The following is a 26415-nucleotide window of genomic DNA, read 5'->3' on the forward strand; positions in this document are numbered from 1 at the left end:
CGGACGCGGCCCTGACAATATGTTCAACGCTGCCCGGACCGGAGCGCCGGCCGCCGCCGGTACCTCGTTCGCCGCCGTTCGCCGCCGTTCGTCACCGCATTCTTCGCACGTCCCGTGGGGGGTCCTTCACCATGTCCTTCAGCGCGCCCGGATCGCCCCCGCCGCAGGGTCCCGTACCCCAGCCGCCGTACGGTGCGGCCCCGTACCCGGCCGCCCCCGCGCCGACCGGTCCCCCCTACGCCGGCCAGCCGGTGCCCGGACAGCCGTACCCGGGACACCCGTACCCGGGGCAGCCCTACCCCGCCGCGCCGCCGGCGGTCCAGCGGCTGCGCTCCCCGCAGGGCCTCTCGACCGCGCTGACGCTGCTGCTCGGCGTCGCGGGCGTGGTCCACCTCTACTCGGCCGCCGCCAATCTGTACGCGTGGTCGCTGATGCGGGACGTCGCCGCGAACCCCTCCTCGGTCCCGGACGACTCGCTCGACCGGTCGGACCTGCTGACCGGTCTCGCGGAAGGCCTCCAGGGGCTGTTCCTGTCCGTCACGGCCGTGGTGTTCGTCATCTGGTTCTACCGGGTCCGCGTCAACGGCCAGCTCTTCCGTCCCGACGGCTTCACCCTGGCGGGCGGCTGGGCCATCGGCTCCTGGTTCGTCCCGGTCGGCAACCTCTTCCTGCCGTACCGGGTGGCCAAGCAGACCTGGGAGGCGAGCGTCCAGCTCGCGCCGGACGGCTCGTACCGCCACGTGTCCACGGTTCCGGTGACCTCCTGGTGGACCGTGTGGGCCGTGTCGCTGGTCCTCGAACGGGTCTTCCGCGTGCTCTACGTCCGCGCCGAGTCCCCGGAGAAGCTGCGCGACGTCTCCGCGTTCGGCACCGTCGCCGACCTGACCGTGGTCGCCGCGGCCGTCCTCGCGGTGCTGTTCGTCCGGAAGCTGACCGCTTTGCAGAACGTGAAGTCGGCGCAGGGCCCGTACACCGCCGTCTGACGCTCAGCCGTCCGCGGGGCCGTCGGCCCGGCCGGGTGCGGGGACCGCGAACTCGCACCAGACGCACTTCCCGGCGCCCCGGGGCTCCACTCCCCAGTCGTCCGCGAGCCGTTCGACCAGCAGCAGGCCGCGGCCCGACACCGCCCAGTCGTCGGCCTCGCGGCGGCGGGGCATGGCGCTGCTGTGGTCCTCGACCTCGATCCGGATCCGGCCCGCGGCCGTCAGCCGCAAGGAGACCTGCCCGCCCCCGTCGGTGTGGACGAGGGCGTTGACCATCAGCTCGTCCGCGGCCAGCTCGACCTCGTCGGCCCGCTCCCGGGCGCCCCAGGCGGCCGCGGCCGCCCGGATCAGGTGCCGGGCCATCGCCGGGCCGTCCGGGTCCCCGGGCACCAGGCGCTGGTGGAGCGGACCGCCACCGCGCGGGGCGGGGTCGCCGCGCCGGCGCAGCAGGAGCAGGGCCATGTCGTCCCCGCCGCCCGCGTCCCCGACGAGGTCGCAGAGCACGTCGGCGAGTTCCTCGACGTCGGCCGGGCCGTGCTCGGCCGCCTCCAGCAATTCCCGCATCCCGGTCTCGGAGTCGTCGCCGGGCCGTTCGACGAGGCCGTCCGTGCACAGCAGCAGGGTGTCCCCGGGGTGCAGTTCGACGGTGGTGACGGGGTATCCGGTACCGCTGCCCCGCTGCTCCCGCGGGGGCAGGCCGAGGGGCAGCCCGCCGGCCACCCGGATCCGGTGGCAGCTGCCGTCCCCGCGCCGCACGACCGGATCGAGGTGACCGGCCCGCACGATGTGCAGCATCCCGGAGTTCAGGTCGAGTTCGGCGTAGGTGCAGGTGGCGAAGCGCTCCGTCGCCAGGTCGCGCAGGAAGGCCGAGGCCCGCGCCATCGCCGTGCCGGGGGTGTGGCCCTCCAGGACGTAGGCGCGGAGCACGATCCGCAGCTGGCCCATGACGGCGGCCGCGTCCGTGTCGTGGCCCTCGACGTCCCCGATCGCCACCCCGACGCGTCCTTCGCCGAGGGGGACCACGTCGTACCAGTCGCCGCCGATGTCCCGCCCGATCCGGGCGGCCCGGTACCGCACCGCGATCTGCGCGCCCGGCACCTGCGGAATCACCCGGGGCAGCATGGCCCGCTGGAGCCCCTCGGCGAGGTCGTGCTCCTGCTCGAAGAGCATGGCCCGCTGGAGCCCCTGTGCGATCCCGCTGCCGAGCGCCACCAGCAGGTTCCGTTCCTCCGCGTTGAAGTCCCCGTCGCGGGTGTACAGCAGTCCGAGCGCGCCGACCGGCCGGCCCTGGGCGATGAGCGGCAGGTACACCCCGCTACGCACCGCCAGCGGCTCGATGTACGGCCACAGCAGAGGGTAACGGCGCTGGAACTCCTCCCGCGAGGCGAGGAAGACCGGCTGCAGGGTCCGTACGGCCTCGCTCATCGGGAAGTCGGCGTCGATGCGCGTGTACTCGATCTCGGGTACGTACGAGCCCAGCTGGCCCTCCGCGACCAGGTGGATCCGGCCGCCGTCGACGACGCCGAGCATGACGCTGACGGCACCGAGGTGTCCGAGGGCCTCGGGGTCCTTGAGGACGTCGGTCACGTCGTTGACGGTGCGGGCGTGCGCGAGGATCGCGGTGGTCCGCTCGACGACCCCGGTCATCCGGCGCCGGCCCTCGTCGCGCTCGCCCGCGGCCCCGGGCTCACCGGGGTCCTCGGCGGCGTCGCGGAGGACCCCGATGACCCGGTACGCGCGGCCGTGCGGGTCCCGCAGGATGTGGCCCTGGACATGGGTCCAGGCCGTCGAGCCGTCCTCGCCCAGGGTGCGGAAGTAGGCGCCGTAGTGGCTGCGGCCGTCCCCCAGCGCCTGCTCCACGCGGCCGTCCAGCCGTGCCCGGTCGTCCGGGACGACACGGCGGCGCAGCCCGGCGGGGGTCCCGTCGAACTGTTCCGGGCGCAGACCGAGGACCTCGAGGGCGGTGGTGTCCAGGTGCATGCGCCCGCTGTCGAGGTCCCAGTCGAAGGTGCCCATCCGGTTGAGCGCGAGGCTCAGGTCGGGCCGCGCGGGCCAGTCGACCTCCGGGGTCCGTCCCCGCTGGTCCATGCAGCCAGGGTCTCACTGTTCCCCTCGCGCGGCAGCCGTTGCGCGCCGTCAGGAGCCCTGCCCCGGCGGGTCCCTGGCGGCGCCCGGCGCGGCGCCCTCGGCACGCTCTGCCGGTGGGCCTCAGGCGGGGGGCGAGGCGGCCCCCGCGTCCGCGTCCGGCGGGAGCGCGCCGGGCGAGGAGGGGGTGGCGGGCGGCGGGGCCGTCGTCCGGTCGGTGGTGCCCGGAGGCGGGGTGGACCGGGTGGCGGCGTCCGTGCCGGTGGCCGTCGGGGTGCCCGCTTCGGTCGCGGGTTCCGAAGGGGAGGGCGGCGGTGTGGTCGCCGGGGAGGGGGGTTCCGACGGTGGGACGGGTTCCGACGGCGCGACGGGGAGCGGGGGCGTGACGGGGAGCGGGGGCGACACGACGGGCGGGGAGACGGCCGGCGGGGACACGACGGGCGGCCCGACCGGCGGCGGGACGGGCCTGTCCGGCCGCCGGTCCGCGCCGCGGTGCCGTTCCAGCCAGCGGCGGTCGTGGTGGTCGTAGATGACGAACGTCCGCACCACCGTCACCGACGGCGCGATGACCACCACCTGGGCCGGCCGGTACGAGGCCCAGGGCCGGCCGAAGCGCTTGGGATCGGCCTTCAGCGCCACGGGCGGTCCCAGCGGGTTCCCGCAGGCGCAGCGCACCCTCGGCACGCCGCGGTCGTCGACGAGCACGGCCGTCCCGGCCTGGAGCACGGCCTGGTAGGGGGTGGCGCGGCCGTCGCGGTAGCCGTGGTTGGTGACCCGGGTGTCGGTCCGCAGCTGCACGGGGGTGAGCGCGCGCAGGTGGCCGGGGACGGCCGTCACCGGGATGCCGAGGGCCGAGGCGAAGGCGGCGTTCTTGGCGGGCTCCGCGGTCAGCGCGGTGATCTGCTTCTCCACGTCGCAGCTGGCGACGTCCTTGGTGCCGCCGTAGAGGCCCGGCGCGGAGCCGCTGACGCTGCGGGTGCCCGAGGGGCCCGTCGGCGTGGCGGTGTCCTGCGGCGGGGGCTGCGGCGGCGGGGTCGCCCGTTCGGCCGCCGTGGACTCGGTGAAGGGGTCCCGGCCGGCCGCGGCGGCCGGCTGGAGGAACACCTCGGCCTCGGCCTGCTGCGGGGTGCCGCCCCCGCCACCGCCGGGCCGGGTGAGTACCACCACCAGGGTGACCACGGCGGCGAGCGCCACGGCCACCGTCGCCAGCCCGGGCACCGACCGCCACCAGGGGGCCCGGGGCGGCTCCCCACCGGGCCCGCCGGGCGGGGCGGGCGGTGGAGGCGGGGGTTCCCCGCCGCCGCCCGAAAGCGGACCGGACGGCGGCCCGGTGGGCCGCCCGGGTGACGGCGGCGGTGACGGCTGTGACGGCGGTGTCGGCGGCCGGTGCGGCTGGGGCGGCCGCTCGCCGGAGGGTTGCGTGGTCACGGGCTCCTCTTCCCTGGCAGCGGAATCCCGGTACGTCAGGAATCAGATCTGAGGGCGGAATACGGAAACAACCGGCATACATGGATTTCCAGCACTGTTGCCGCCCATTGTGTGTGCCGTCCGGCTGGTGCCCGCAAGCCGGGGGTGCCACCGTTGCAGGGTGAGCCGTACCTCCGCGAGGACCCCGGCGCGGCTTTCCGCGCGCGCCTGGCGGGACGCCCTGGTCGCCGTCGTGGCGGGCTTCGCCGTGATGACCGCGGTGGCCGCCGCCGGGCTGGCCTGCGCCGGTGCCGGAGACCTGCCGGGCGGGGCGTTCCCGCGGGTGGTCGCCGCGGTCGTGGTGCTGGCGGCCGGGGGTACCGTCGAGGTGTCCGGGGACGCCGGGTTCCTGGCCGGTGCCGAGGCGACCCTGTCCGTGCTCCCGCTCTCGGTGAGCCTGGCCGGTGCGCTCACCACCGGGTATCTCTTCCTGCGGCCGCTGCGCCACCGCGCGGTGGCCGGGCCCCGTGAGCTGCCGGCCCGGGCGGGCCGGACGGCGGTGCTGTGGCTGGCGCTGCTGGCCCTGTTCGCGCTGCCGGCCCGCCGGACCTTCGGGCTGTCCCCCGGTGACTCCCCGCTCGGGGAGTTCGGCGAGCTCCTCGACTCCGCGCCGACGGCGGGGTTCCGGGCCCCGCTCGGGCCCACCCTCTTCTTCGGGCTGCTGTGGTTCCTGGGCCTGCTGCTGATCGCCCTGCTGGTCTCCCGCCGTACTGCGCTCCCGGCCGGGCTGCTGCGCTTCCACACGGCGGTGCGTCCGGCCGCGCACGCGACGGCCGTGCTGCTGCTGGCGTACGTGGTCCTCGGCATCGGTACCGGCCTGGTGGTGGCCGCCACCCAGGGGCACGCGGCCCGCACCCTGGCCGTGCTCCTGCTCGGCCTGCCGAACCTGGCCTGGCTCGCCCTGACCGTGGGCTTCGGCGGTGCCTGGCAGGGGGCGGCCGAGGGGCCCTTCGGCCTGCCGGTGCCGCAGCTGCTGGACCAGCTGCTGCGCGGCCCCGGGGGGGCCACCGTCGATGTGGCCTCGCTCGCGCAGCGGGACCCGCGGGCGTGGTGGCTGGTCGCGGTGGCCGCCGTCGCGCTGCTCGGCACGGGCGTCCTGGCCGCCGTACGCTCCCCCGCCGAGGTCCGCCCCTGGCAGCACGCGCTGCACCTTGCGGTGGCCCTGGCGCTGGCCACGCTGACGGTGTGTCTGCTGGCCGGGGTGCGGGCCCGGTTGGGGCTGTCCCTGCTGGGGCTCGGGGACGTCTCCGGGCTCGGCGGCAGCGTGGAGCTCACCGCCCTGCTGTGGCGGACGACCGGCCTCGCCCTGCTGTGGGGCGCGGTGGCCGGCTTCCTCGGCGCCCTCCTGGCCCGCCCCCTGCGCCACCCGGGCCGGGTCCCCTGAACCGGGAACCGTCCCCGCACCCCGTCCTACCTGCCCCGGAACACGGGCAGCGCCCATCGCGGCGGCGGGGGCGGCGGGGCCCCGTCCGGGCCCGGCCCGTGCGCCCGGGGCGCTGCGGCACCCGCCCGGCGCAGCGCGCCGGTGAACTCCAGGCAGGTCCCCCACCGTTCACCGGGCGACTTCGCGAGGGCCTTGGCCAGCACCTCGTCCACCGCGGCCGGCAGCTCCGGGCGGCGCTCGCGGGCCGGGGGCGGCGGATCGTACTGGTGGGCCCAGAGCAGGGCCATGTCGTCCTCCCGCCGGAACGGCGGGCCGCCGGTCAGCATCTCGTGGACGACGCAGCCGAGGCTGTACACGTCGCAGCGCCCGTCGACCGGCTTCCCGGCGATCTGCTCGGGCGCCACGTAGTCCAGGGTCCCGACGAACTGTCCGACGCTGGTGAAGCCGGTGAGCGACAGGGACCTTTTCGTGAGGCCGAAGTCGGTGAGGTAGGCGTGCTCGGGGTGTTCGCTGTCGGTGCCCTCGGCGATCAGGACGTTGCCGGGCTTCACGTCCCGGTGCACCAGGTCGTGGGCGTGCGCGGCGTCGAGCGCTGAGGCCACCTGGCCGGCGATCCGGGCCGCCGTCTCGACGGGCAGCGGGCCCGTGCGGTCCAGCAGGGCCCGCAGGTCCTGTCCGGCGACGTAGCGCATGGCGATGTAGAGGAGGCCGTCGGTCTCGCCCGCCTCGAAGACGGGCACGATGTGCGGGTGGTCGATGGCGGCCGCGACCTTCGACTCGTGGGCGAACCGCTGCCGGAAGGTGTCGTTCAGGGCCAGCTGGGGGGCCAGCAGCTTCAGCGCGACCGTCCGGTCCAGGCGCAGGTCCCGGGCGCGGTAGACGACCGCCATCCCGCCGCGCCCGATCTCGTCCTCGACGAGGTACCCGGCGAACCGCCTGCCGGTCAGTTCCGAGGCCCGTCCCACGGGTGAGGCGGTGTCCCCCATCAGAGGCCTCCTCCGTCGGGCCGGTCCGCGACGCGCGTGGGCTCGTGCGGTTCCTCGCGTACGCCGGCACGTTCCCCGGTGTCCGTCTCCCGCCGCGCCGGCCCCGGCGCGGGCGGGGCACTCGGTTCCGAGACGACCGCGTAGGTGGTCAGTCGGCTCCCGTCGGCGTACACCCACCGTCCCGCCGTCTCCTCGTACACCCATACGGACTCGCCGTCGATCACGATCCCGGCGCGCAGGCCCTCCACGGCCTGCCGGAAGCCCTCGCCGGCGGTGGCGCCGGGGGCGGTCTCCCGCAGGGCCCGCCGGTAGCGTTCCAGGGCGTCGGCCGTGCGGGTGAGGAGCGGTCCGGGGTCCTCGGTCCGCTCCAGGGAGCGGCCGGCGGTCGGCGGTGGCCGGGGCACGGCGACGAGCAGCCGTCCGTCGACCCAGGCGGTCCAGCCGTTGGCGCACTCGATCTCCCCCCATTCGCCGTGCCGGGACAGCAGCCGGACGGGGAGGAAGGGGTCAAGGGCGGTGGTGGGCCGGGAGACGTCCGGGGCCTCCCAGGCGGGCAGCCCGTCCTGCGGGACCACGTGCGTGGGGCGGAAGCCGGCGCCGGGCTCCGGGGAGTCGGTCATCGCCGGGCCTACTTCCGCATCACGGCGGGTTCGTGCCGCCTCAGCAGCCGTGCGACCAGGAGTCCGAAGAGCAGGGACAGGACGGCCAGCATGCCGACGTCCAGCAGCCAGACCCCGGCGGAGGGGGCGAAGAGCGGGTCGTCGGTGAGGGTGCCCGGAACGATCCCGCCGAGGTCGATGGTGCCGGCCATCGCGCCGAGCGCCCAGCGGGAGGGCACCAGCCAGGCCAGCTGGCCGATCACCGGCACACCGTCGAGCTGGAGGAGCGCCCCGCAGAAGACCACCTGCACGATGGCGAGGAGGACCAGCAGCGGCATGGTGACCTCTTCCTTCCTGACCAGGGCGGAGACCAGGAGGCCGAGCATCATGGCGGTGAAGGAGAGCAGGGCGACGGCGAGGGTGATCTCGGCGAGCCTCGGCAGGAAGACCCCGGTGGCGCCGGGCGGTCCGAGCCGCACGCCGAACAGGCCGACGAGCGTCAGGACGACGGCCTGGGCCACGGTGATCGCGCCGAGTACCGCCACCTTCGACAGCAGGTAGGCGGATCTGGACAGTCCGACGGCGCGTTCACGCTGGTAGATGACGCGTTCCTTGACGAGTTCGCGGACCGCGTTGGCGGCTCCGGTCAGGACGCCGCCGACGCACAGGATGAGCAGGGCGTTGATCGCGGTCTCCCGGGTGAGGGCGCTGCCGGCCAGGGCGCGGGCCATGGCGCCCATCACGAACGGCAGCGCGATCATGATGGCGAGGAAGGTGCGGTCGGCGCTGAGCGCGGTGGCGTACCGGCGGATCAGGGTGGAGAGCTGGGAGCGCCGGCTCTGCGCCTTCGGCGCAGGGGCGGCGAAGCCGGCCGGGCCGGGCGCCCCGGTGTCCGGGGACGGAGGGCGGCGGAGGGCGCCCGCCACGTACGCGCGGTACTGGGGCGAGGCCTCGTACTCGCCCGCCCAGTCGCGGTCGCGCTGGTTCTCGAAGGCCTCGAAGGCCTCGGGCCACTGGTCGAAGCCGAAGAAGCCGAGGGTTTCCCCGGGCGGTCCGTACCAGGCGACGCGGCCGCCGGGGGCGAGGACGAGGAGCCGGTCGCAGACGTCGAGGCTGAGGACGCTGTGGGTGACCACGATGACGGTGCGGCCGTCGTCGGCGAGGCCGCGCAGCATGTGCATGACGGAGCGGTCCATGCCGGGGTCGAGGCCGGAGGTGGGTTCGTCGAGGAAGAGCAGGGAGGGCTTGGTGAGCAGTTCCAGGGCGACGGAGACGCGTTTGCGCTGGCCGCCGGAGAGGCTGTGGATGGGCTGGTCGGCGCGCTGCTCCAGGCCGAGCCCGTCGATGACCTCGTCGACCCGGGCGAGCCGTTCGGCCTTGGCGGTGTCCTGCGGGAAGCGCAGTTCGGCGGCGTAGGCGAGGGCGCGGCGGACGGTGAGCTGGGCGTGCAGGATGTCGTCCTGGGGGACGAGCCCGATGCGGGAGCGCAGTTCGGCGTAGTCGCGGTAGAGGTCGCGGCCGTCGTAGAGGACGGTGCCGTGGTCGGCGGGGCGCAGTCCGGTGAGGGCGCCGAGGAGGGTGGACTTCCCGGCGCCGCTGGGGCCGACGACGGCGAGCAGCGAGGTGACGCCGACCGGGAAGGAGACGTGGTCGAGGAGGGTCTTGCGGCCGTGGTCGACGGCGACGGCGAGGTCTTGGACGTCGAGGGAGACCTCGCCGGTGTCGGTGTACTCCTGGAGTTGGTCGCCGACGAGGCAGAAGGCGGAGTGGCCGATGCCGACGATGTCGCCCTCGGTGAGGGGGGCGCGTCCGACGGGGGCGCCGTTGAGGTAGGTGCCGTTGTGGCTGCCGAGGTCGGCGATCTCGTAGGTGCCGTCGGCGAGGGCGCGCAGTTCGGCGTGCCGGCGGGAGACGACGAGGTCGTCGATGACGAGGTCGTTGCCCGGGCCGCGGCCGATGCGGACGGTGGTCCGGGCGGGCAGGGGCCGGATGCTGGTGGGGCTGCGGAAGGTTCCGGTCATGGCCGGATCGGCGACGCGGGAGGGGCGCGAGGCGGCGGCAAGGGGCGGCGTACGGGTGGTGAGGACGGCGCGCGGGCCGTCCTGCGCGCTCCCGAACCGCAGTTCGCTGCCGGGGCCGACGGCCCGCTCGTGGACACGGTGGCCGTCTGCCCAGGTGCCGTTGGTGCTGCCCTCGTCCTCGACGGTCCAGTGGTCCCCCTCGGGGCGCAGGACGGCGTGGCGCCAGGAGACGCGGGCGTCCTCGAGGCAGATCTCGCAGAGGGGGTCCCGGCCGACGTGGTAGGTCCGGCCCGGGCTGATGGGGGTGGAGCCCGTGGCGGTTTCCAGGACGAGTTCGGGCGCGGTCGCCGCACCGGGCCGCTGGACCATGAACAGATTTTCCCATGAACCGGCGCAACCGGCAGAAGAGACATCACCGCAGGTCAGAGGGTTCTTATGGGGAATGACAACGGTCCCCGTTGCAGCCTTTGCCGATCTCGCCGCGGTGCGCTTCACTTCACGCGTCGGAACCGAACAGACGGGGGAAGCCATGAGTCGGCACGACCACGCGCACGAGGACACCGGGGCGGACCACACCGGACACGGGCACGCGGACCACGGGCACGCCGGGCACAGCCACGGTGTGGGCGCGGACGCGGACCGCCGCTGGCTGGCGATCGCCCTCGGGCTGATCGGCGGCTTCATGGCCGTGGAGGTGGTCATCGGCGTGATGGCCCACTCCCTGGCCCTGATCTCCGATGCCGCGCACATGCTGACGGACGCCGTCTCGATCGTCCTCGCGCTGATCGCGATGCGACTGGCGGCACGCCCGGCGCGGGGCGGCTTCACGTACGGCCTCAAGCGCGCGGAGATACTCTCGGCGCAGGCCAACGGGCTGACCCTGCTGCTGCTGGCGGTCTGGCTGGCGTACGAGGCGGTGCGGCGGCTGACGGATCCGCCTCCGGTGGAGGGCGGGCTGGTGCTGGTGACGGCGCTGGCGGGGATCGTGGTGAACATCGGCGCGGCCTGGTGCATCTCGCGGGCGAACCGGTCCTCGCTCGCGGTGGAGGGCGCCTACCAGCACATCCTGAACGACCTGTTCGCCTTCATCGGCACGGCCGTGTCCGGTCTGATCGTGCTCACGACCGGCTTCGTGCAGGCCGACGCGATCGCCACGCTGGTCGTGGTGGTGCTGATGGTCAAGGCGGGCTACGGGCTGGTCCGCGATTCCGGCCGGATCTTCCTGGAGGCCGCACCGGCGCATGTGGACCCGGACGCGGTCGGCGACCGCCTGGTGCACCACGCGCCCGTCACCGAGGTGCACGACCTGCACATCTGGACGATCACCTCCGGGCAGGCGGCCCTGTCCGCGCACGTGCTGGTGGAGCCGGCGGGCGACTGCCACGCGGTACGGCGGGAGCTGGAGCTGCTGCTGGCGAAGGAGTACGGGATCACCCACACCACCTTGCAGGTGGACCACGTGCAGGACGCCCTGCTGTCGGTCGGCCGGGTGGGCGAGGCACCGGGCGGCGCGGACCCGCACTGCGCGGACGCCCACGGCCCGGTGCACCGCGAGGGGCCGCACGCGCACTGACGGCCGGCCCGCGCCACGCCGGCGGCGGCCGAGCACTGAGCGGGGCTCCGGCGGGGCATGTATGGCCCCGTGACGGATGCGAAGAGGTACCGGCGGAGCGCGGGCCTGCTGCTGTTCCGCCGGACCACCGGCATCGGGGTGGAGGTGCTGCTCGGCCATATGGGCGGTCCGCTCTGGGCCGGGCGGGACGACGGGGGCTGGGCGATCCCGAAGGGCGAGTACGGGCCGGACGAGACGCCCCGGGACGCGGCCCGCCGGGAGTTCACCGAGGAGCTGGGGCTGCCCCCGCCGGAGGGGGAGTACCTGCCGCTGGGCGACGTGCGGCTCAGCAGCGGGAAGCTCGTGACCATCTGGGCCGTGGAGGCGGACCTCGACCCCGCGCTGACAGTGCCGGGCACCTTCACCATGGAGTGGCCGCCGCACTCGGGCGTCGAGCGGGAGTTCCCCGAGCTGGACCGGGTGGCCTGGTTCGCGCCCCCGCTCGCACGCACCAAACTGATTGTCAGTCAAATTCCTTTTCTCGACCGTCTCATGGTGCTCTTGTCAGATTGACCTGACCTTTACTTGCCAACAAACGCCACCTCCGTGGACATTGCACTTATGACGAACGTCGTGCTGGTGGGAACCCTGGACACCAAGGGTGTCGAGTACGGCTGGCTGCGCGAGAGGCTGCTGCGCGCCGGCGTCGAAGTGGTGCTGGTGGACACGGGGATCATGGGTGAGCCCCGTGTGACCGCGGACGTGCCGCGCGAAGAGGTGGCGCGGGCGGCGGGCACGGAACTGCCGGACCTGCGCACGGCCGCCGACCGGGGCGCGGCCGTGACCACGATGGCCCGGGGCGCCGAGGCGACCCTGTTACGCCTGCACGCCGAGGGCCGCCTGCACGGCGTGCTCGCGATCGGGGGCAGCGGGGGCACCTCCATCGCTACGCGGGCGATGCGGGCGCTGCCGCTGGGCGTGCCGAAGATGATGGTCTCGTCGATGGCGTCCGGGGACGTGTCCCCCTACGTGGGTTCCGCGGACATCACCATGATGTACAGCGTGGTGGACATCGCCGGGATCAACAGCGTCTCGGAACCGGTGCTGGCCAATGCGGCGGAGGCGATGGCCGGGATGGCGAAGGGTTTCGCACGTTCCGTGCTGGACCGCAGCCGGCCGGCCCGGCTGGGCGCCGGCTCGCGGCCGCTGGTGGCCGCGAGCATGGCGGGGGTGACCACGACCGGGGTGGACGCGGCCCGGGAACGGCTGGAGCAGCTGGGGTACGAGGTCCTGGTCTTCCACGTCAGCGGCGCGGGCGGCCGCACCCTGGAGACGCTCGCCGGGCAGGGGGTGTTCGCGGGGGTGCTGGACCTGACCCTGAGCGAACTCGCCGACGACCTGTGCGGGGGCATCCTGAGCGCCGGCCCCGACCGGCTCAGCGCGGCGGGGCGGGCCGGGGTGCCGCAGGTGGTGAGCCTGGGGGCGCTGGACATGGTGAAGTTCGGGCCGATGGAGACCCTGCCCGAGCGGGTGCGCTACCGCCGGGTCCGCGTCCACAACCCGTCGATCACGGTGATCCGTACGACCGAGTCGGAATGCGCCGAGCTGGGGCGGAGGGTGGCCGGCAAACTCCGCGCGGCGACCGGGCCGACCGCGGTGTGCCTCCCGCTGCGCGGGCTGTCCACGCTCGGCGCGCCGGGCGGCCCGTACCACGACCCGGGCGCCGACCTGGCGCTGTTCTCGGCGCTGCGCGAGGGGCTGCGGGGCAGCGCGGCCCGGCTCTACGACTACGACACCCACATCAACGACCCGTCCTTCGGGCGGGCGGCGGCCGACCGGCTGCACGCCATGATCGGGGCGGTGGCGGCGGCGGCCTGACCACGCTCCGGGACACGCGGCGGGGTGGGGAACCGGCCGTGGCGGAAAGCCGTCCTCCGGAGGGAACAGACCGCGGCGGCCGGCCCGGTTCGACGACCGGCCGGCCGCCGCGGGCGGCCGGCGACGCCACGGACGGGGGCGCAGGATGGGCAACGGGTGGACGGTACCCGGCTATACCGAGGTCCGGGAGCTCGGCGCGGGCGGCAGCGGCCGGGTCGTGCTCGCGCTCCACGACGCCACGGGCACCGCGGTCGCGGTGAAGTACCTCAGCGAGCGGATGCGCGAGGACCCGGCCTTCGTACGGGAATTCCGCGCGGAGGCCCGGCTGCTGGGCGGGCTCGTGTCGCCGTACGTGGTGGGCCTGTACGAGTACGTGGAGGCACCGGGCGGCGCGGCGATCGTGATGGAGCTGGTCGACGGGATCTCCCTGCGCGCGGTGATGCGGGAGTCGGGGCCGGCGGACGCCGAGGCCGCGCTGGTGGTGCTGAAGGGCTCCCTGCTCGGGCTGGCCGCGGCCCACCGGGCCGGTGTCGTGCACCGCGACTACAAGCCGGAGAACGTCCTGGTCGCACCCGACGGCTCCTCCAAGCTGGTGGACTTCGGCATCGCGGCGGGCCGGGACACCACCCCGGGGGTGGCGGGCACCCCCGCCTACATGGCCCCGGAGCAGTGGCAGGGGCGGCCGGCCTCGCCGACGGCCGACGTGTACGCGGCCACCGCGACCTTCTTCGAGCTGCTGACCGGCCGCAAACCGTATGACGGGGCGAGCTTCGCGGAGCTCGCCGTCCAGCACATCGAGGCCCCGGTGCCGGAGACCGAGGCCCCCGAGCCGGTACGCCCGCTCATCCGCCGGGGGCTGGCCAAGCGGCCGGAGCAGCGCCCGGAGAACGCCGAGGCGTTCGTCGCGGAGCTGGAGGCGGTGGCGGTGGCGGCCTACGGCCCCCAGTGGGAGGAGCGCGGTCAGCGCAGGCTCGCCGCACTGGCGGCCCTGCTGCCGCTGCTGTTCCCGTCCGCGGCCGGCGCGGCGGCGGGCACCACGGCGGTGGCGACGACCACGGTCGGCCGGGCCGGCTGGGCTCCCGGGCGCGGGGGCTGGCTGGCGACGGGCCTGGCCCTGGTGCTGGGCGCGCTGCTGGTGCTCACGACGGACGCGATCGGCGGCACCCCGCCCGCGGCCTCGGCGCTCAGCGACTTCGCCACGACGAGCCCGGCCCCGCCCGGGTCCGCGTCGCCCGCGCCCGGGCCGTCCGTCCCGGCCCCGGCGTCGCCGTCGGCGTGGCCGTCGGCGTCCCCGTCGGCCGGTGTCACGCCGACCCCGACGCCGACGCCCACCCCGTCGCACCCGGTGAGTGCGAGCCCGTCGCCGAGCCCCACGCCCAAGCCGACGGTGACCCACTGGCCGACCCCGACGCCCTCCCCCACGCTGAGGGTGACCGAGGTCGACGTCACGCTCAAGCCCGGGGTCTACCGGGGCGAGGCCACCGTCTCGGTGGCGGCCCAGGGCAGCGGGCCGGTCACCGTCGTACTGGAGTGGTTCCTGGGCGGCAAGCCGGGTTCGTACTCCGTTCCCGACGGCACCGACACCGTCGTCGTGCGGGCCGGCTCCCTCGCCCAGGTGGTCCAGGCCCACACCTTCAGCCGGGGCCACGGCTGCTACGGCGGCGTGCGGGTCACGACCCGGCCCGCCGCGGGGAACGGCTCGGCCTCCGCTTCCCAGCTGCTGGCCCGCTGCCAGACCCAGGAGCCCACCCAGGAGCCGCCACGATGAGCGATCCGCGCGCCCCGCTGGGCCCCGACGAGGACGAGTACAGCGCCACCGTGCTCGGCAGCCACTGGTTCAGCGGTCCGCCGCCCCCGGCGGACGCCGCGCCCGACCGGGTCGAGGGTTCCGTACTGCGGTTCGGGCCGGGGGTGACGGCGGCGATGGCCCCGCCGTTCCCCGTCCACCCCGGGCCCCCCGCGCCCCGGCCGGCCGCGCGGCCGGGCGGCGGCTGGCGCCGGTACACCCTGGCCGCCGTGGTGCTCGCCGCGGTGCTCGGCTACCTGGGCTGGCAGCGGTTCGGGCCGGCCGTCGAGGTACGGGACCTGTCGGTGGCCACCGACCCGCGGGGGCCCGGGTGCGACGCGACCGCCGATGTGGTGGCCGTCGTACGCACCAATGGGCGCCCGGGAACCCTCACCTACCGCTGGGTCCGCAGCGACGGCACCCGGTCGGAGGAGCTCACGGAGCGGGTGCCCGGCGGGCGCGAGGAGGCCACCTTGCACCTCCTGTGGACCTTCCGGGGAACCGGCGGCTACCCGGCGCGCGCCGAACTCCAGCTGCTCTCGCCCGAGCGGAGGACGGCGGCGGCCGAGTTCACCTACCGGTGCCCCCGGTAGCGGGGAACGCGTAACGGCCCGCGGCGGCTCCGGGGAGCCGCCGCGGGCCGTTACGCGTTCCCGTCCCCCGCCGCAACCGGGGGACGGAGTCGGTGGGAAGCGGTCGGCGGGACGGCGCCGGACGGCTCCCGGTCCGGACGGATGCCCCGTCCGGACGGTCCTCAGAAGCGCGCGTGCGCGGTGATGTCGGCCTGGAACTCCCCGGTGATCGCGGGGGTGACCGTCGGCCTGGACTGTGCCACCGCCGCCAGGTAGTCCTCCGTCGTCGCGCCGAACCGTGCGGCCGCCGCACCGCGCGCGCCCACCGCCTCCAGGTCCCGCTCGAAGGACACCTGCGCGGCGATCCGCGCGGCGTGCTCGATGTCGGCGGGGGTGAACAGCTCGGTCGCCGCCACCAGCGCCGCCACGTCCACGTCGGCCCGTCCGGCCGTGTAGCGCGACCAGATCGCGGCGCGCGCCCCGGCGTCCGGGGTGCCGATCGGGATCAGGTAGTCGAAGCGGCCGGGCCGCAGGAAGGCCGGGTCGAGGGAGCGGATGGAGTTCGTCGCGCAGACGAGCAGCCGCTCGTCGCCCTCCCGGAAGCCGGGGATCAGCTTGAGCAGCTCGTTCGTCACCCCGTGGATGCCGCCCGGCTGGGCCGGCTCGGTGCGGACGGGCGCGATCTCCTCGACCTCGTCGATGAAGACGAGGACCCGCTCCAGCTCGGCGATCCGGGCGAACGCGACGCGCAGCGCGGCGGCGAGGTTGCCCTCGTCGGCGAGGCGTGAGGGCAGCAGTTCCACGAAGGGCCAGCCCAGCCGGGAGGCGATGGCCCGGGCGAAGGTGGTCTTGCCGGTGCCGGGCGGCCCGAAGAGGGTGATCGCGCGCGGCGGCCGCACCCCGTGGGCGGCGGCCCGCTCCGGCTCGGCGAGCGGGAGCACCACGCGCCGCTCGATGAGTTCCTTCTCCTTCTCCATGCCGGCGACCTTGGCCCACAGGTCGTTGGGCAGGAAGCGGCCGCCGAGGTCGTCGAGGAGGCCTGCCGCGGGTCCGTGCAGCGGCTCGGTCTTCTCGAAGTAGGCGACGGCGGGCTGCCGGGTGTAGCCGGCGTTGAGAAGGCCCTCGCCGAGCAGGTCCTCCTCGGGCAGCACGTAGGCGATCCGGCCGACGCGGGCGGCGATCAGGCGCCGCTCCAGTTCGACGAGGAGGGCGCTGGCGAGGCCCCGGCCGCGCCATCCGGCGGCGATCGCGATCCGCATCACCCAGGCGCGTTCGCCGGTCACGCAGGCCAGGGCGGCGCCGATCGGGACGCCCTGGTGGACGGCGACGACGCAGGGCTGCCGGTCGGTCAGCGCGCTGATGCACTCGGCGAGCGAGAACACGGACTCCTGGCCCAGTTCGGCCGTGGTGTCTATGAGATGGACCACCGCCGCGAGATCGCTCTCGCGGTAGTCGTGGATGAGCCAGTTCACCGGGTACCGCCCCTCGTTCGTGCTCCTGCGGCGAGGCTAGGGGCGGGCGGGCCCGGCGTTCACGCACCGCGGTGCACAACAGCCGGGCCGGAAGTCCGCCGCGGCGTCCATAGACTGGATCTTCCGCCGAAACGGCCCGCCCGGGACGCCGCCGCCTTCGGGGCTTCCGACATGCGTGCCGCACGAGGGGCGGGCGAGAGCGCCCGAATACGGCTGCGGGCGGTGGCCCGGATTCACAGGGGATTCACAGCGGCCACCGGGCCCCAAGCACAGGTTCGCCGGGGAGGCTCGGACCATGATCCCCGGCACCCTCCCACGACCGGCCGGCCGCCCCCGCGCCCGCCGGGCGGCACGGATCCCGCTCGCGCTGACCACGGTGGCCGCCCTGCTGAGCCTGGACCTCCCCGAGGCCGGGGCGCTGCCCCCGCCCGGCGTCACCGTGCGGGCCGACGCGGATACCACGGCGGCCCGGGTGGGCGCGCTGTTCGCGGGCGGGACGGACGGCGGGCACTTCTGCACCGCTTCCGTGGTGCGCAGCACCGGCCGCGACCTGATCGCCACCGCCGCGCACTGCCTGGACCACCCGGACAGCACGGTCTTCGCCCCCGGCTACCGGGACGGGGAGGCCCCGTACGGGCTGTGGCGGCTGACCGGCGTGTACACGGCCCCGGGCTGGGCGGTGGGCGGGGACCCCGACGCGGACATCGCCTTCGCGAGGGTCGTCCCGGCGGACGGCGCGGAGACCGGCGCCGTGGAGGACGTGGTCGGCGGCTTCCCGGTCGCCGCCAGGCAGCCGCGGGACGTGACGGTGACCGTCGTCGGCTACCCGAGCACCGAGGACGCCCCGCTGCGCTGCACCAACGGGACGAGCCTGTTCTCGGCCACTCAGCGCCGGATCGACTGCCCCGCCCTCAGCGGCGGTACCAGCGGCAGCCCCTGGCTGGTGGACGGCGCCCTGGCCGGGGTGCTGGGCGGCCACGAGGGCGGCGGCACGGTGCCGGAGGTCTCGTACAGCGCCGTCCTGGGCGGTGCGGCCCTGGAGCTCTACCGCGAGGCGGCCTGATCCCCGCCCGCGGCCGGTGCCTCGCACCGGGCCGGGTCCTCGAACCAGGTCGGGTCCTCGCTCAGGGAGCGCCGTACCCGGTCCAGGGCGAAGGGCTCCAGCGGCGGCAGGGCGTCCGGGGCGAACCAGGCCACCTCCAGCAGCTCCCCGTCGGCGGCACGGGGTTCGCCGCCGGTGGCGCGGCAGCGGAAGGTGATGTCCTGGAACTGGCAGACGTCGCCGTTCGGGTAGGTGACCGGCTGGAGCATCTGGACGAGGACCACCCGTTCTGGGACGCACCGTACGGCCGTCTCCTCGTAGACCTCGCGCACGGCCGTCCCGGCGGGCTGCTCCCCCGGCTCGGCGATCCCGCCGATCACCGACCACCTGCCGTTGTCGGCCCTGCGCCCGAGCAGCACCCGGCCCCGGTCGTCGACGACGACGGCGGTGACGCCGGGCAGCAGGAGCAGCCGGTGGCCGGCGCCGCTCTCCCTGATCTCGCGGATGAACTCGGGCGTGGTCATGCCCCGACCCTACGGGGCCGTGCCGCGGCCGCCGTCGTCAGGCGGCGCGGCGGGCGCGGACCCGGCGGGTCAGCACCGCCCCGAGACCGCCGGCCGCGACCAGGAGCAGCGCGTACTCGGGCAGGGTGCCCAGGCGGGTGGCCGGGGTCTGCGAGGAGCGCAGCGGGATCTCGGCGACGAGGGCGTCGGCGGTGAACATCTCCGTCTGCTGGGTGACCTTCCCGTCGGGCTGGATGACCGCGCTGACTCCGCTGGTGACGGGGACGAGGACGGTGCGGCTGTGCTCGACGGCGCGGATCCGGTCCATGGCCAGCTGCTGGTAGGTCATCTGGGTCCGGCCGAAGGTGGCGTTGTTGCTGGGCACCGCGATGACCTGGGCGCCGGCCCGCACGGTGGAGTGGACGGCGTCGTCGAAGGCGGCCTCGTAGCAGGTGACCATGCCGATGCCGCTGCCCGCCATGCCGAAGACCCCCGGCTCCTTGCCGGGGCCGAAGTCGCGGCGGACGCGGTCCACGTCGGAGCTGAAGAGCCGGACGAAGGAGCGCATCGGGATGCGCTCGCCGAAGGGCTGGATCTTGCGCTTGTCGTAGGTGTCGGTGGGGCCCTTGACGGGGTCCCACAGGATCATCGTGTTGCGCAGCGGTCCGGTTTCGGGGGCCAGTACGGAGCCGATCGCGACGGGCACGCCGATGGCCTTGACCGCGTTGTCGATGACGGCGTAGGCGTCGGGCTGGGTGTAGGGGTCGATGTCGGAGGAGTTCTCCGGCCACAGGACGAAGTCGGGCTTCGGGACGCGGCCGGCCTTGACGTCCGCGGCGAGCTGGAGGGTGCGGTTGGCGTGGTTGTCGAGGACCTGGCGGCGCTGGGCGTTGAAGTCGAGTCCGGCGCGCGGCACGTTGCCCTGGATGAGGGCGGCCACGGCCGTGCCGTCCTCGGCGGCGCCGGAGACCAGCGGGCGGGCGGCGAGCGCCGCGCCGACCGGGGCGGCGACGGCGAGCGCGGCGAGGGCCGCGGTGCCGCGCGTCGGGTTCCGGCGGGCGATGCGCAGGCCCTCGTACAGGCCGAAACCGCACAGGGCGACGCCGAAGGAGAGCAGCGGGGTGCCGCCGAGGGCGGCGAGCGGGGTGAAGATGCCGTCGGCCTGGCCGAAGGCGAGCTTGCCCCAGGAGAAGCCGCCGAAGGGCGCCCGGGCGCGCAGGGCCTCCCCGGCGACCCAGACGGCGGCGGCCCACAGGGGCCGGCCCGGCAGCCGGCTGACGAGGGCGACGCCGAGGCAGGTGAGGCCGATGAGGAGGGACTCGAGGGTGACGAGCGCGATCCAGGGGACCGGGCCGACGCCCTCGCTGGTCCACACCAGGAGCGGCAGCAGGAAACCGAGGCCGAAGAGGAAGCCGAGGCCGAAGCCGGCCCGGGCGCGGCGCCCGCGCAGGCAGCCGGCGAGCAGTGCCAGGGCGAGGGGCGCCACCCACCACAGGGGGCGGGGCGGGAAGCTGAGGTAGAGCAGGACACCGGCGAGCGCGGCCAGGGCGGCCCGAGCCGGCCGGGCACCCTTGCGCCGCCCCGGGCGGGGGCCGTCGGCGGCTTCGGGCGGGGCGAGGGCTGCGGCTCGTCCGGCGGGCTGCGAGGGCTCGCTCTCGGCGGCGCGGGTGACACTGCTGCTCATTTGGCGGAGTGTACGTCCCCGCGCCCCGAGGACCGGTAAGCAACCGCGCGCCGCCGGGCCGGGGTCGCCTCCCCGGCCCGGTGGTCGGGGTCTGGGCCCCGTCGTCGAAGTAGCGCCGGTCAGACCCGCGGCGGCCGGTGCCGTGCATCTCAAGGCGGAGGGGTGCCGGAGTACTGGACGTACTTGGGTGCCCCGACAACGCGGCGAGGTGCGGTGCCGGCCGCCGCGGGCCAGGCGGGACTTTGACGACAGGGTCTAGCGGGCCAGGGTGCGCAGGTGGGTGCGGATGACGCGGACGGCGTTCTCCGCGTCATCGACGGTGACAGTGAACAGCTTGCCGTCGCCGAGCCGCAGCTCCACCCCCTCGCCGCGCCGGACGATGATGGCGGTGCCCTTCTCGGGGCGCCAGCGGTAGCCCCAGCCGCCCCACTGCTGTGGGGTGATGCGCGGGCAGAACTCGGCGGAGGCCACCTCCGCGAGCCGGATCTTGCGGCGGGGCAGTCCTATGTGGCCGCAGCGCACTTCCAGGGCCTCCGCGTCGACGGTGACCGCCACGTGGACGAACGCCAGGGTGCCGTAGAGAATCAGCAGCCCGCCGGCGATGCAGCCGACGACGGACATCAGCAGGGGGACGAATCCGGCGGTCCAGGATCCGGCGACGGCCAGTTGCACACCCAGTGCGAGGCAGGCCGCACCTGCTGCGGCGAGCAGCCACTGCACCCGGTTGGAAGCCCGGCCCGTCCAGAGGGGACCTGGGGGGTGACCCGTCATGAGCAGCAGCGTACTCAGCTTCCGCATGTGCGCCACCACCTCTGCGCCACTCGGCGCATCCGCCGGGGAGAGCTGGTACCTGCCCGCTCTTGACCTCGATCAAACTTGAGGTTCTACGGTCGTGTACATGATGAAGCAGACGTACCACGAGACGACTTCCGCGACTCCCGAGCGCTACCGCATGGCGGTGGTCCCGCACATCATGGTGGCCGACGCGCCCGAGGCGCTCTCCTTCTACACGCGGGCCTTCGGGGCCGACGAGGAGTTCCGCCTCCCCGCCCCGGGCGGTGGGGTGCTGCACGCCGAGATCCGGGTCGGCGGGGCGGTGCTGATGCTCGGCGACGCGGCCGAGGGCCACTTCGCCTCCCCCGCCTCGCTCGGCGGCACCTCGACGGCCCTGCACGTGTACGTCCCGGACGTGGACGCCCTCGTACGGACGGCCGTGGCGGCCGGAGCGGAACTGCTCCAGGCGCCGGCGGACCAGTTCCACGGGGACCGCACCGCCGTCCTCCGCGACCCGTCCGGGCACGTATGGGTGTTCCTGACCCACCTGGAGGACGTTTCCGGGGAGGAGCTGGCCGCGCGGGCGGCGGCGGCCTGAGCGGGTGCCGACGGTCGTGCGGGCCGGTCCGAAAGGATCAGCTCCGCGGCCCTTCCGGGGCACGCCCGGGCTCCGCCCCCAGAAGGCGCGGACCATAGGCTGCGGCCATGGAATCGTTGATCGCTGCCGTCCGTGAGCAGGAAGAAGCTGCCCGTTTTCTCGCTTGGCCGGGTGACTTCGACCTGGACCGGGGCGACCATGCCGAAGAAGTGCACCTCGCCTCGGGCGCCGCGCTCGAGGGCTTCGCGGGCGACGGCGCCGGCGGCACGTACTTCTTCTGCGGTGAAGGCGGCGAAGAACGTCCCGTCCTCTATGCCGACTCCGAAGGCGGTGCCGCTCTGATCGCCATCGGCCTGCCCGAGCTCGTGCGGCTGCTGCTGACCGTCCCTTGGTGGCGTGACTGCCGGTCGTTCACGGACGAGGAGAGTCGCCGGCTTGCGGCCGGCCATCTGGAGGACATGCCGGACCTCGTGGCCCGGAGAGACCGCGCCGCCGCAGCCCTCGGCCTCGACCTACCGCGTCAGACAGAGGCCCTGGCCCGCCTGAGGGAGGTGGCCACCCGGCTGGGGGAAGACTTCGTTCTGATCTACACGCCAGAGGGACACCCCTACGAGCCGCTCTTCGCCCCATGAGTCGCGCCACGGGCTCACCGACTGGGCGGAGAGGTCCGTCACCGGCCCACCGGACGGGTCAGACGGGCAGGAGGGCGGTCAGGGCGTCGCGCAGGGCCGGCCGGCGGGTGGTCACGAAGCGGTGCAGGGCCCGCGAGCCGAGGGCCACGCGCTGGGCGCTGCGGCGGCGCTCCGCGTCGTACGCGCGCAGGGCGGCGGGCAGACCGGTTCGGCCGTGGGCGGCGACGGCGCGGGTGAGGGCCTCGGCGTCGAGGAGGGCGGTGCAGGCGCCCTGGCCCAGGTTCGGGGTCATGGCGTGCGCGGCGTCGCCGACCAGGGCGATCCGGCCGGCGGTGACGAAGGCGGGGAGCGCCGGGTGGAGGTGGCGCATCTCGTACCGGATCCAGCCGGCGGGGTCGGTCTCGGCGAGCAGGCGCGGCACCGGGTCGTGCCAGCCCTCGAAGGCGGCCCTCAGCCCGTCGGCGGTGGTGGCCTCGGGGGCGGCGGCGTACCAGTTGGTGCGGCCGGGCTCGACGGGGGTGATTCCGAAGAAGTGCCCGTCACCCCAGGTCTCCCCGTGGACCGCGGTCTCGAAGTCCGCGATGCCGATCCAGGCGACGGTGCCGATGGCGCGCACTCCGCTGCGGGTGCCGAAGTGGGCGGTGCGGACGGCGCTGTTGATGCCGTCGGCGCCGACGACGAGGTCGGCGTCGACGGCACGGGGATCGGTGAGGCGCCGCCCGTACTCGACGTCCGCACCGCCGAGCCGGCCGAGCGCGGCAAGGAGCTCGTCGATCAGGTGCGGCCGGGAGACGAGCAGTTCGGGGCGGCCCGCCTTGCGCTCGACGCGTTCGAGCGGGAGGGCGGCGAGCACCCTGTCGTCCGGACGCCGGATGTGGGCCCGGCGGTAGGGCAGCGCCCGCGCGAGGGCTTCGCCCAGACCGAGCCGGTCCAGGGCGGACTGGGCGGTGGGGTGGATGCCGAATGCGGTGCCGTAGCGCTCCGGGGCGGTACGGCCTTCCAGGACGCGCACGGACCAGCCCGCGCGGCGGAGTCCGATCGCGGTGGCGAGTCCGCCGACGCCGGCGCCGACGACGACGGCCGTGCCGGGGGCGCCGCTCCGGCGGCCGCGGCCGTTCCCGGAGGCCTTGTCGGCGCGCTCCCCGTCCTTGCCGTTCCGGTCGGTCTTGCCATTCCGGTCGTTCCGGTCGTTCCGGTCGTTCGCCATGACATGCCCTTCGATCCGTCGGACGTACAGAGCAGAGCCCGAACCACCACAGGCGTGGTACCGCATTCGTGGTACCACGCCTGTGGTTATCCTGGCAAGGTGAATCAGGACCGGAGGGACCGGCTGCGCGACGCGGCCATCGCGGTGCTGGCCGAGGCGGGTGGGCGCGGGCTCACCCATCGGGCCGTCGACGCGGCCGCGGGCGTGCCGCTGGGCACGGCCAAGAACTACTTCCCGACCCGCGACGCGCTCCTGCGGGCCGTGGCCGAGCGCTGCCTGGAGCAGTACCGGGCCCTTACCGCCGCGCTGGCGGCAGCCGGGCCGGGGCCCTCGGACCGGGCGGGGGTGGCGGCGCTGCTGGCCGGGCTGCTGCGGGACGTGGCCGGGCCGGGGCGGCCGCGCCTGCTGGCCTACCTGGAGCTGCGGACCGAAGCCACCCGGCGGCCCTGGCTGGCCGGGCTGCTGGACCCGATCGCCGCCGGGGACTTCGCCGCGTACCGGGCCCTGCTGGCCGGAGCCGGCCTCCCGGCCGGGGCGGAGCAGGCTCGCGCCCTCACCCTCGCCCTGCACGGCGCGATCCCGCACCTGCTGGCGGGGACCCCGGACGCGCTGGCCGCAGCCGGGCTCGACGACCTCGACGGCTTCACGCGCGGCCTGCTGGCCTCCGTGTGCCCCAGCGGCGAGGAGGCCCTGTGACGACCCGGCTGGACCGCGCCGTGGGCGCCGTACTGGGCTCGGCCGCGGGTGACGCGCTGGGGGCTCCGTACGAGCTCGGGCCCGCGGGGCAACTGAGCGCGCGGGGCGCCGAGATGCGCGGGGGCGGCGGCTGGGATCCGGGCGAGGCGACGGACGACACCCAAATGGGGGTCCTCGTCGCCGAGTCCCTGCTGGAGCACGGGGGGCTCGAACTCCCCGACGTCTTCGGCCGCTTCCAGCGGTGGGCCGCCGGGCAGCCCAAGGACATCGGGCTCCAGACCGAGGACGTGCTGTCCAACGGTCTGCCCTGGGATCTGGCCGCCGCCCACCACTTCCAGGTCAACGCCCGGGCCGCGGGCAACGGTTCCCTCATGCGGGCCGCCGGCTCGGCGGTGTACTTCGCGGCCGCCGGCCGGGAGGCCTCCATGGACGCGGCCCGGCGGATCGCGGCCCTCACGCACGGCGACCGGGCCGCCTGGGAGGGCACCGCCCTCCTGCACGAGCTCGTACGGGTGGCCCTGGACGGCGGTGATCCGCTGGACGCGCTCCCGGAGGCGTTGGAGGCGGTGCACCCGGACCATCGCGGCCGGTACGCCCGCGTGCTCGCCTCCGACTGGCATCCGGGGCTGGCCACCGAGTTCAACGGGGCGGTGTGGCCCTGCCTGGGCTCGGCGGTGTGGGCCCTGCGCACGGCCGGCGGGTTCGCGGAAGCCGTACGGGCCGCCGTGGACCTGGGCGGCGACACCGACACGGTCGCCGCCGTGACCGGGACCCTGGCCGGCGCCGTGTACGGGCAGGCGGCGGTCCCGGAACAGTGGACGGGCCCGCTGCACGTGCCGCTGCCCGGCTTCGGCGACCGGGTCCTGGACGCCGAAGCGCTGCGTGACCTGGCCCGGCGGCTCGCGGGGACGGGCTGAGGCCCGCCGCCGCCCGGCCGGTCCGGCGGGCCCGGGTGGCGGTCGCGGACCGGCCGCCGCACCGCCGGACTGGCGGCGTCCCGCCGGGGAGCCCGGGTCAGCCGCAGCCGCAGCCCCCGCAGCCGCCACCTCCTCCGCAGCCGCCCCCGCAACTGCTGGAGCTGCCGGAGCTGCCCGCCCCGGTGGTGCCGGCGGTCCCGGAGGCCGTGGCCCGCTTCGCCTTCGTCGTACTGCGGGAGGCCTGTTTCAGCAGCCGCTCCCGCTCCCTGCGGCGTTCCTCGTCCCGCTTCCGCCTTCCCTCGGCGGACGCGCGGTAGGAGGACCCGGCCGGGTTCCAAGGGCCGAGCCCGTGCCGGCGGCGGGGCTGCAGGGACACGCCCGCGACCTGGCCGGTGATGCCTCCGTAGCCCTCGTGCACGGCGTACTCCAGGATGACCTCGCCGCCCTCGCGCGGCACCCCCTGGAGCAGCGCCTCGAAGGGTTCGGCGCGGGCGTCGATGTCGTGCAGCCCGTCCCGGGGCAGGCCCGCCGTCCCCGCGGCCAGCAACCGCGAGCCCTCGAGGGTGTCCCCGTCCCGGGGGCGGTAGCAGGCCAGGGGCCGGCCCGTCGTGTCGTCGGCGTCCGGCAGCAGCCAGAAGTGCCCCGAGGGGGAGATCCGTACGCCGACGACCCGCACTGGCTGGTTCCCGGCGTACAGGCGGCGCGTGGCCCGGTCGGCGGCCCAGCCCCGGCCCAGGAGGGTGCTCCCGAGCACCACCAGGACCAGGGCCAGGCACTGCTGGCCGACGGCGTCGTAGGGATGGTCGCCGGGGTCGGTCCCGAGGTCGTCGAGCAGGCCGTCCACGAGGACGACGACGGCGAACAGGCAGAGGAGGCCCCCGCCGATGATCCGCCTGTTGCCGCGCCACTCCTGGCCGTGCGGCATCCGCTCGGGAAGCGGGAAGCGGGCCGCTCCGGCGGCGTCGAGGAACAGCCGCTCCTGCCGGCGCCGGGCCCACAGCCGCAGCAGCGACCCGGCCAGCGCCCAGGAGGCCAGGAGACACACGAGGACGGCTGCCGGGCCCCGTGACAGGGCGGCGGCCGACTCCGCCACGAGCACGGCGGCGGCCACGGCGGCCGCGCCGGGCAAGAACCGATACCACAGGGGCAGGGCCACCAGCAGCACCGCCGCCGGATAGAACCGCCACGACGTGCCCACTGGACCGGCCGGCCCCCCGTCACGGAGGGCCAGCACGAGTGAGATGGTCACCAAAACGGCGAGAATCCAACTCCCCGCGCAAGGAGCGAAGATGACCGGGGTCCGGGCCTTGCGCCAGCGCTCGGACTCCTCGACGCCCCATGTCCGCACATCACTTGCCGGTATCACCCCGGCGGGAAGGTGCTTGGCATAGGCAATCACAGGCCCAGTATGCGAGCCCGGGCCGTCCGGCGTAACCGCCTTTCGCCGTCCGGCCCGTCAGGGGGCTCCGGCCGCCGGAGCCGGCGCGCACCGGTCGACAGTTTCCCTTCACGCGTGCCCACCGATCCGGCACTTCCGGCGCCGGCCGCACCCGCCCAGGATGAGGACCGCGCACCCC

At 75.2% G+C, this 26415-nt stretch carries 23 protein-coding genes; 12 read left to right on the forward strand and 11 right to left on the reverse strand.

Translation table 11 applies throughout. The features are described from left to right. Positions 1-251 precede the first annotated feature (251 nt). Positions 252-983 (forward strand): DUF4328 domain-containing protein, encoded by a 732-nt coding sequence (locus ACFY7H_RS11610; protein ID WP_388936643.1) that lies wholly within the window; start codon positions 252-254, stop codon positions 981-983. A 3-nt stretch (positions 984-986) separates the two neighbouring features. On the opposite strand, the gene ACFY7H_RS11615 is transcribed toward ACFY7H_RS11610, so the two are convergent. Both ACFY7H_RS11615 and ACFY7H_RS11620 read right to left on the reverse strand, forming a co-directional pair. After that, positions 987-3071: a SpoIIE family protein phosphatase gene (locus ACFY7H_RS11615; protein ID WP_388936646.1), complete on the reverse strand. Its 2085-nt coding sequence runs from the start codon at positions 3069-3071 to the stop codon at positions 987-989. Positions 3072-3191: 120 nt separating this feature from the next. Then, entirely contained in the window at positions 3192-4286 is a 1095-nt protein-coding gene (locus tag ACFY7H_RS11620; protein WP_388936649.1) for a DUF6777 domain-containing protein, read from the reverse strand. A 370-nt stretch (positions 4287-4656) separates the two neighbouring features. Between ACFY7H_RS11620 and ACFY7H_RS11625 the strand changes: the two genes are divergently transcribed. Next, the gene (locus tag ACFY7H_RS11625) at positions 4657-5919 is read left to right on the forward strand and encodes a streptophobe family protein (protein ID WP_388936652.1); all 1263 of its coding nucleotides are present in this window, start codon (positions 4657-4659) and stop codon (positions 5917-5919) included. Between the two features lie 26 nt (positions 5920-5945). On the opposite strand, the gene ACFY7H_RS11630 is transcribed toward ACFY7H_RS11625, so the two are convergent. Genes ACFY7H_RS11630 through ACFY7H_RS11640 form a run of 3 tightly spaced genes read right to left on the reverse strand, consistent with a single transcriptional unit; the run spans position 5946 to position 9894 of the window. Beyond that, the gene (locus ACFY7H_RS11630) at positions 5946-6905 is read right to left on the reverse strand and encodes a serine/threonine-protein kinase (protein WP_388936655.1); all 960 of its coding nucleotides are present in this window, start codon (positions 6903-6905) and stop codon (positions 5946-5948) included. Further along, the gene (locus tag ACFY7H_RS11635; protein WP_388936657.1) at positions 6905-7525 is read right to left on the reverse strand and encodes a hypothetical protein; all 621 of its coding nucleotides are present in this window, start codon (positions 7523-7525) and stop codon (positions 6905-6907) included. The genes ACFY7H_RS11630 and ACFY7H_RS11635 overlap by 1 nt, the downstream gene beginning before the upstream one ends. A gap of 8 nt (positions 7526-7533) precedes the next feature. Then, on the reverse strand, positions 7534-9894 hold the full coding sequence (locus ACFY7H_RS11640; RefSeq protein WP_388936661.1) for an FHA domain-containing protein: 2361 nt from the start codon (positions 9892-9894) through the stop codon (positions 7534-7536). A gap of 160 nt (positions 9895-10054) precedes the next feature. Here ACFY7H_RS11640 and ACFY7H_RS11645 point away from each other — a divergent pair, with 160 nt between their 5' ends. The 5 genes from ACFY7H_RS11645 (at position 10055) to ACFY7H_RS11665 (ending at position 15334) form a co-directional block, all read left to right on the forward strand. Further along, the gene (locus ACFY7H_RS11645) at positions 10055-11098 is read left to right on the forward strand and encodes a cation diffusion facilitator family transporter (protein WP_388936664.1); all 1044 of its coding nucleotides are present in this window, start codon (positions 10055-10057) and stop codon (positions 11096-11098) included. A 57-nt stretch (positions 11099-11155) separates the two neighbouring features. Further along, positions 11156-11650: an NUDIX domain-containing protein gene (locus ACFY7H_RS11650; RefSeq protein WP_388936667.1), complete on the forward strand. Its 495-nt coding sequence runs from the start codon at positions 11156-11158 to the stop codon at positions 11648-11650. A 48-nt stretch (positions 11651-11698) separates the two neighbouring features. Then, on the forward strand, positions 11699-12955 hold the full coding sequence (locus ACFY7H_RS11655; RefSeq protein ID WP_388936670.1) for a Tm-1-like ATP-binding domain-containing protein: 1257 nt from the start codon (positions 11699-11701) through the stop codon (positions 12953-12955). Between the two features lie 145 nt (positions 12956-13100). Then, a complete protein-coding gene (locus tag ACFY7H_RS11660) occupies positions 13101-14723 on the forward strand; it encodes a serine/threonine-protein kinase (protein ID WP_388936673.1) in 1623 nt (540 codons plus the stop codon). Further along, positions 14720-15334 carry a hypothetical protein gene (locus ACFY7H_RS11665; RefSeq protein ID WP_388936676.1) on the forward strand — a complete coding sequence of 205 codons (615 nt, stop codon included), beginning with the start codon at positions 14720-14722 and terminating at the stop codon, positions 15332-15334. The genes ACFY7H_RS11660 and ACFY7H_RS11665 overlap by 4 nt, the downstream gene beginning before the upstream one ends. Before the next feature lie 161 nt (positions 15335-15495). Here the strand turns inward: ACFY7H_RS11665 and ACFY7H_RS11670 are convergent, their stop codons facing one another. Next, positions 15496-16785: an ATP-binding protein gene (locus ACFY7H_RS11670; RefSeq protein ID WP_388936679.1), complete on the reverse strand. Its 1290-nt coding sequence runs from the start codon at positions 16783-16785 to the stop codon at positions 15496-15498. 295 nt (positions 16786-17080) lie between these two features. On the opposite strand from ACFY7H_RS11670, the gene ACFY7H_RS11675 reads away from it, so the two are divergent. Beyond that, positions 17081-17848, forward strand: a complete 768-nt coding sequence (locus tag ACFY7H_RS11675; RefSeq protein ID WP_388936681.1) for a trypsin-like serine peptidase — start codon at positions 17081-17083, stop codon at positions 17846-17848. Here the strand turns inward: ACFY7H_RS11675 and ACFY7H_RS11680 are convergent. From ACFY7H_RS11680 to ACFY7H_RS11690, 3 genes are all read right to left on the reverse strand, one after another. Beyond that, complete coding sequence (locus ACFY7H_RS11680; protein WP_388936684.1) at positions 17830-18351, reverse strand: NUDIX domain-containing protein; 522 nt, start codon at positions 18349-18351, stop codon at positions 17830-17832. The genes ACFY7H_RS11675 and ACFY7H_RS11680 overlap by 19 nt on opposite strands. A 37-nt stretch (positions 18352-18388) precedes the next feature. Continuing rightward, a complete protein-coding gene (gene lnt, locus ACFY7H_RS11685) occupies positions 18389-20014 on the reverse strand; it encodes an apolipoprotein N-acyltransferase (RefSeq protein WP_388936687.1) in 1626 nt (541 codons plus the stop codon). Positions 20015-20269: 255 nt separating this feature from the next. Further along, a complete protein-coding gene (locus ACFY7H_RS11690; protein WP_388937486.1) occupies positions 20270-20785 on the reverse strand; it encodes a hypothetical protein in 516 nt (171 codons plus the stop codon). Between the two features lie 127 nt (positions 20786-20912). Here ACFY7H_RS11690 and ACFY7H_RS11695 point away from each other — a divergent pair, with 127 nt between their 5' ends. Then, on the forward strand, positions 20913-21386 hold the full coding sequence (locus ACFY7H_RS11695; protein ID WP_388936689.1) for a VOC family protein: 474 nt from the start codon (positions 20913-20915) through the stop codon (positions 21384-21386). A gap of 107 nt (positions 21387-21493) precedes the next feature. Continuing rightward, the gene (locus ACFY7H_RS11700; RefSeq protein WP_388936691.1) at positions 21494-22018 is read left to right on the forward strand and encodes a hypothetical protein; all 525 of its coding nucleotides are present in this window, start codon (positions 21494-21496) and stop codon (positions 22016-22018) included. Between the two features lie 58 nt (positions 22019-22076). Here the strand turns inward: ACFY7H_RS11700 and ACFY7H_RS11705 are convergent, their stop codons facing one another. Then, a complete protein-coding gene (locus tag ACFY7H_RS11705) occupies positions 22077-23225 on the reverse strand; it encodes an FAD-dependent oxidoreductase (RefSeq protein ID WP_388936693.1) in 1149 nt (382 codons plus the stop codon). Between the two features lie 99 nt (positions 23226-23324). Between ACFY7H_RS11705 and ACFY7H_RS11710 the strand changes: the two genes are divergently transcribed. Both ACFY7H_RS11710 and ACFY7H_RS11715 read left to right on the forward strand, forming a co-directional pair. After that, on the forward strand, positions 23325-23921 hold the full coding sequence (locus ACFY7H_RS11710) for a TetR/AcrR family transcriptional regulator (RefSeq protein WP_388936696.1): 597 nt from the start codon (positions 23325-23327) through the stop codon (positions 23919-23921). Continuing rightward, a complete protein-coding gene (locus ACFY7H_RS11715) occupies positions 23918-24838 on the forward strand; it encodes an ADP-ribosylglycohydrolase family protein (RefSeq protein ID WP_388936699.1) in 921 nt (306 codons plus the stop codon). The genes ACFY7H_RS11710 and ACFY7H_RS11715 overlap by 4 nt, the downstream gene beginning before the upstream one ends. Before the next feature lie 97 nt (positions 24839-24935). On the opposite strand, the gene ACFY7H_RS11720 is transcribed toward ACFY7H_RS11715, so the two are convergent. After that, positions 24936-26087 carry a hypothetical protein gene (locus ACFY7H_RS11720; protein ID WP_388936702.1) on the reverse strand — a complete coding sequence of 384 codons (1152 nt, stop codon included), beginning with the start codon at positions 26085-26087 and terminating at the stop codon, positions 24936-24938. Positions 26088-26415 lie beyond the last annotated feature (328 nt).

Source organism: Streptomyces sp. NPDC012794 (genome assembly GCF_042901085.1).
In the GTDB taxonomy this organism is placed as follows: Bacteria; Actinomycetota; Actinomycetes; order Streptomycetales; family Streptomycetaceae; genus Streptomyces.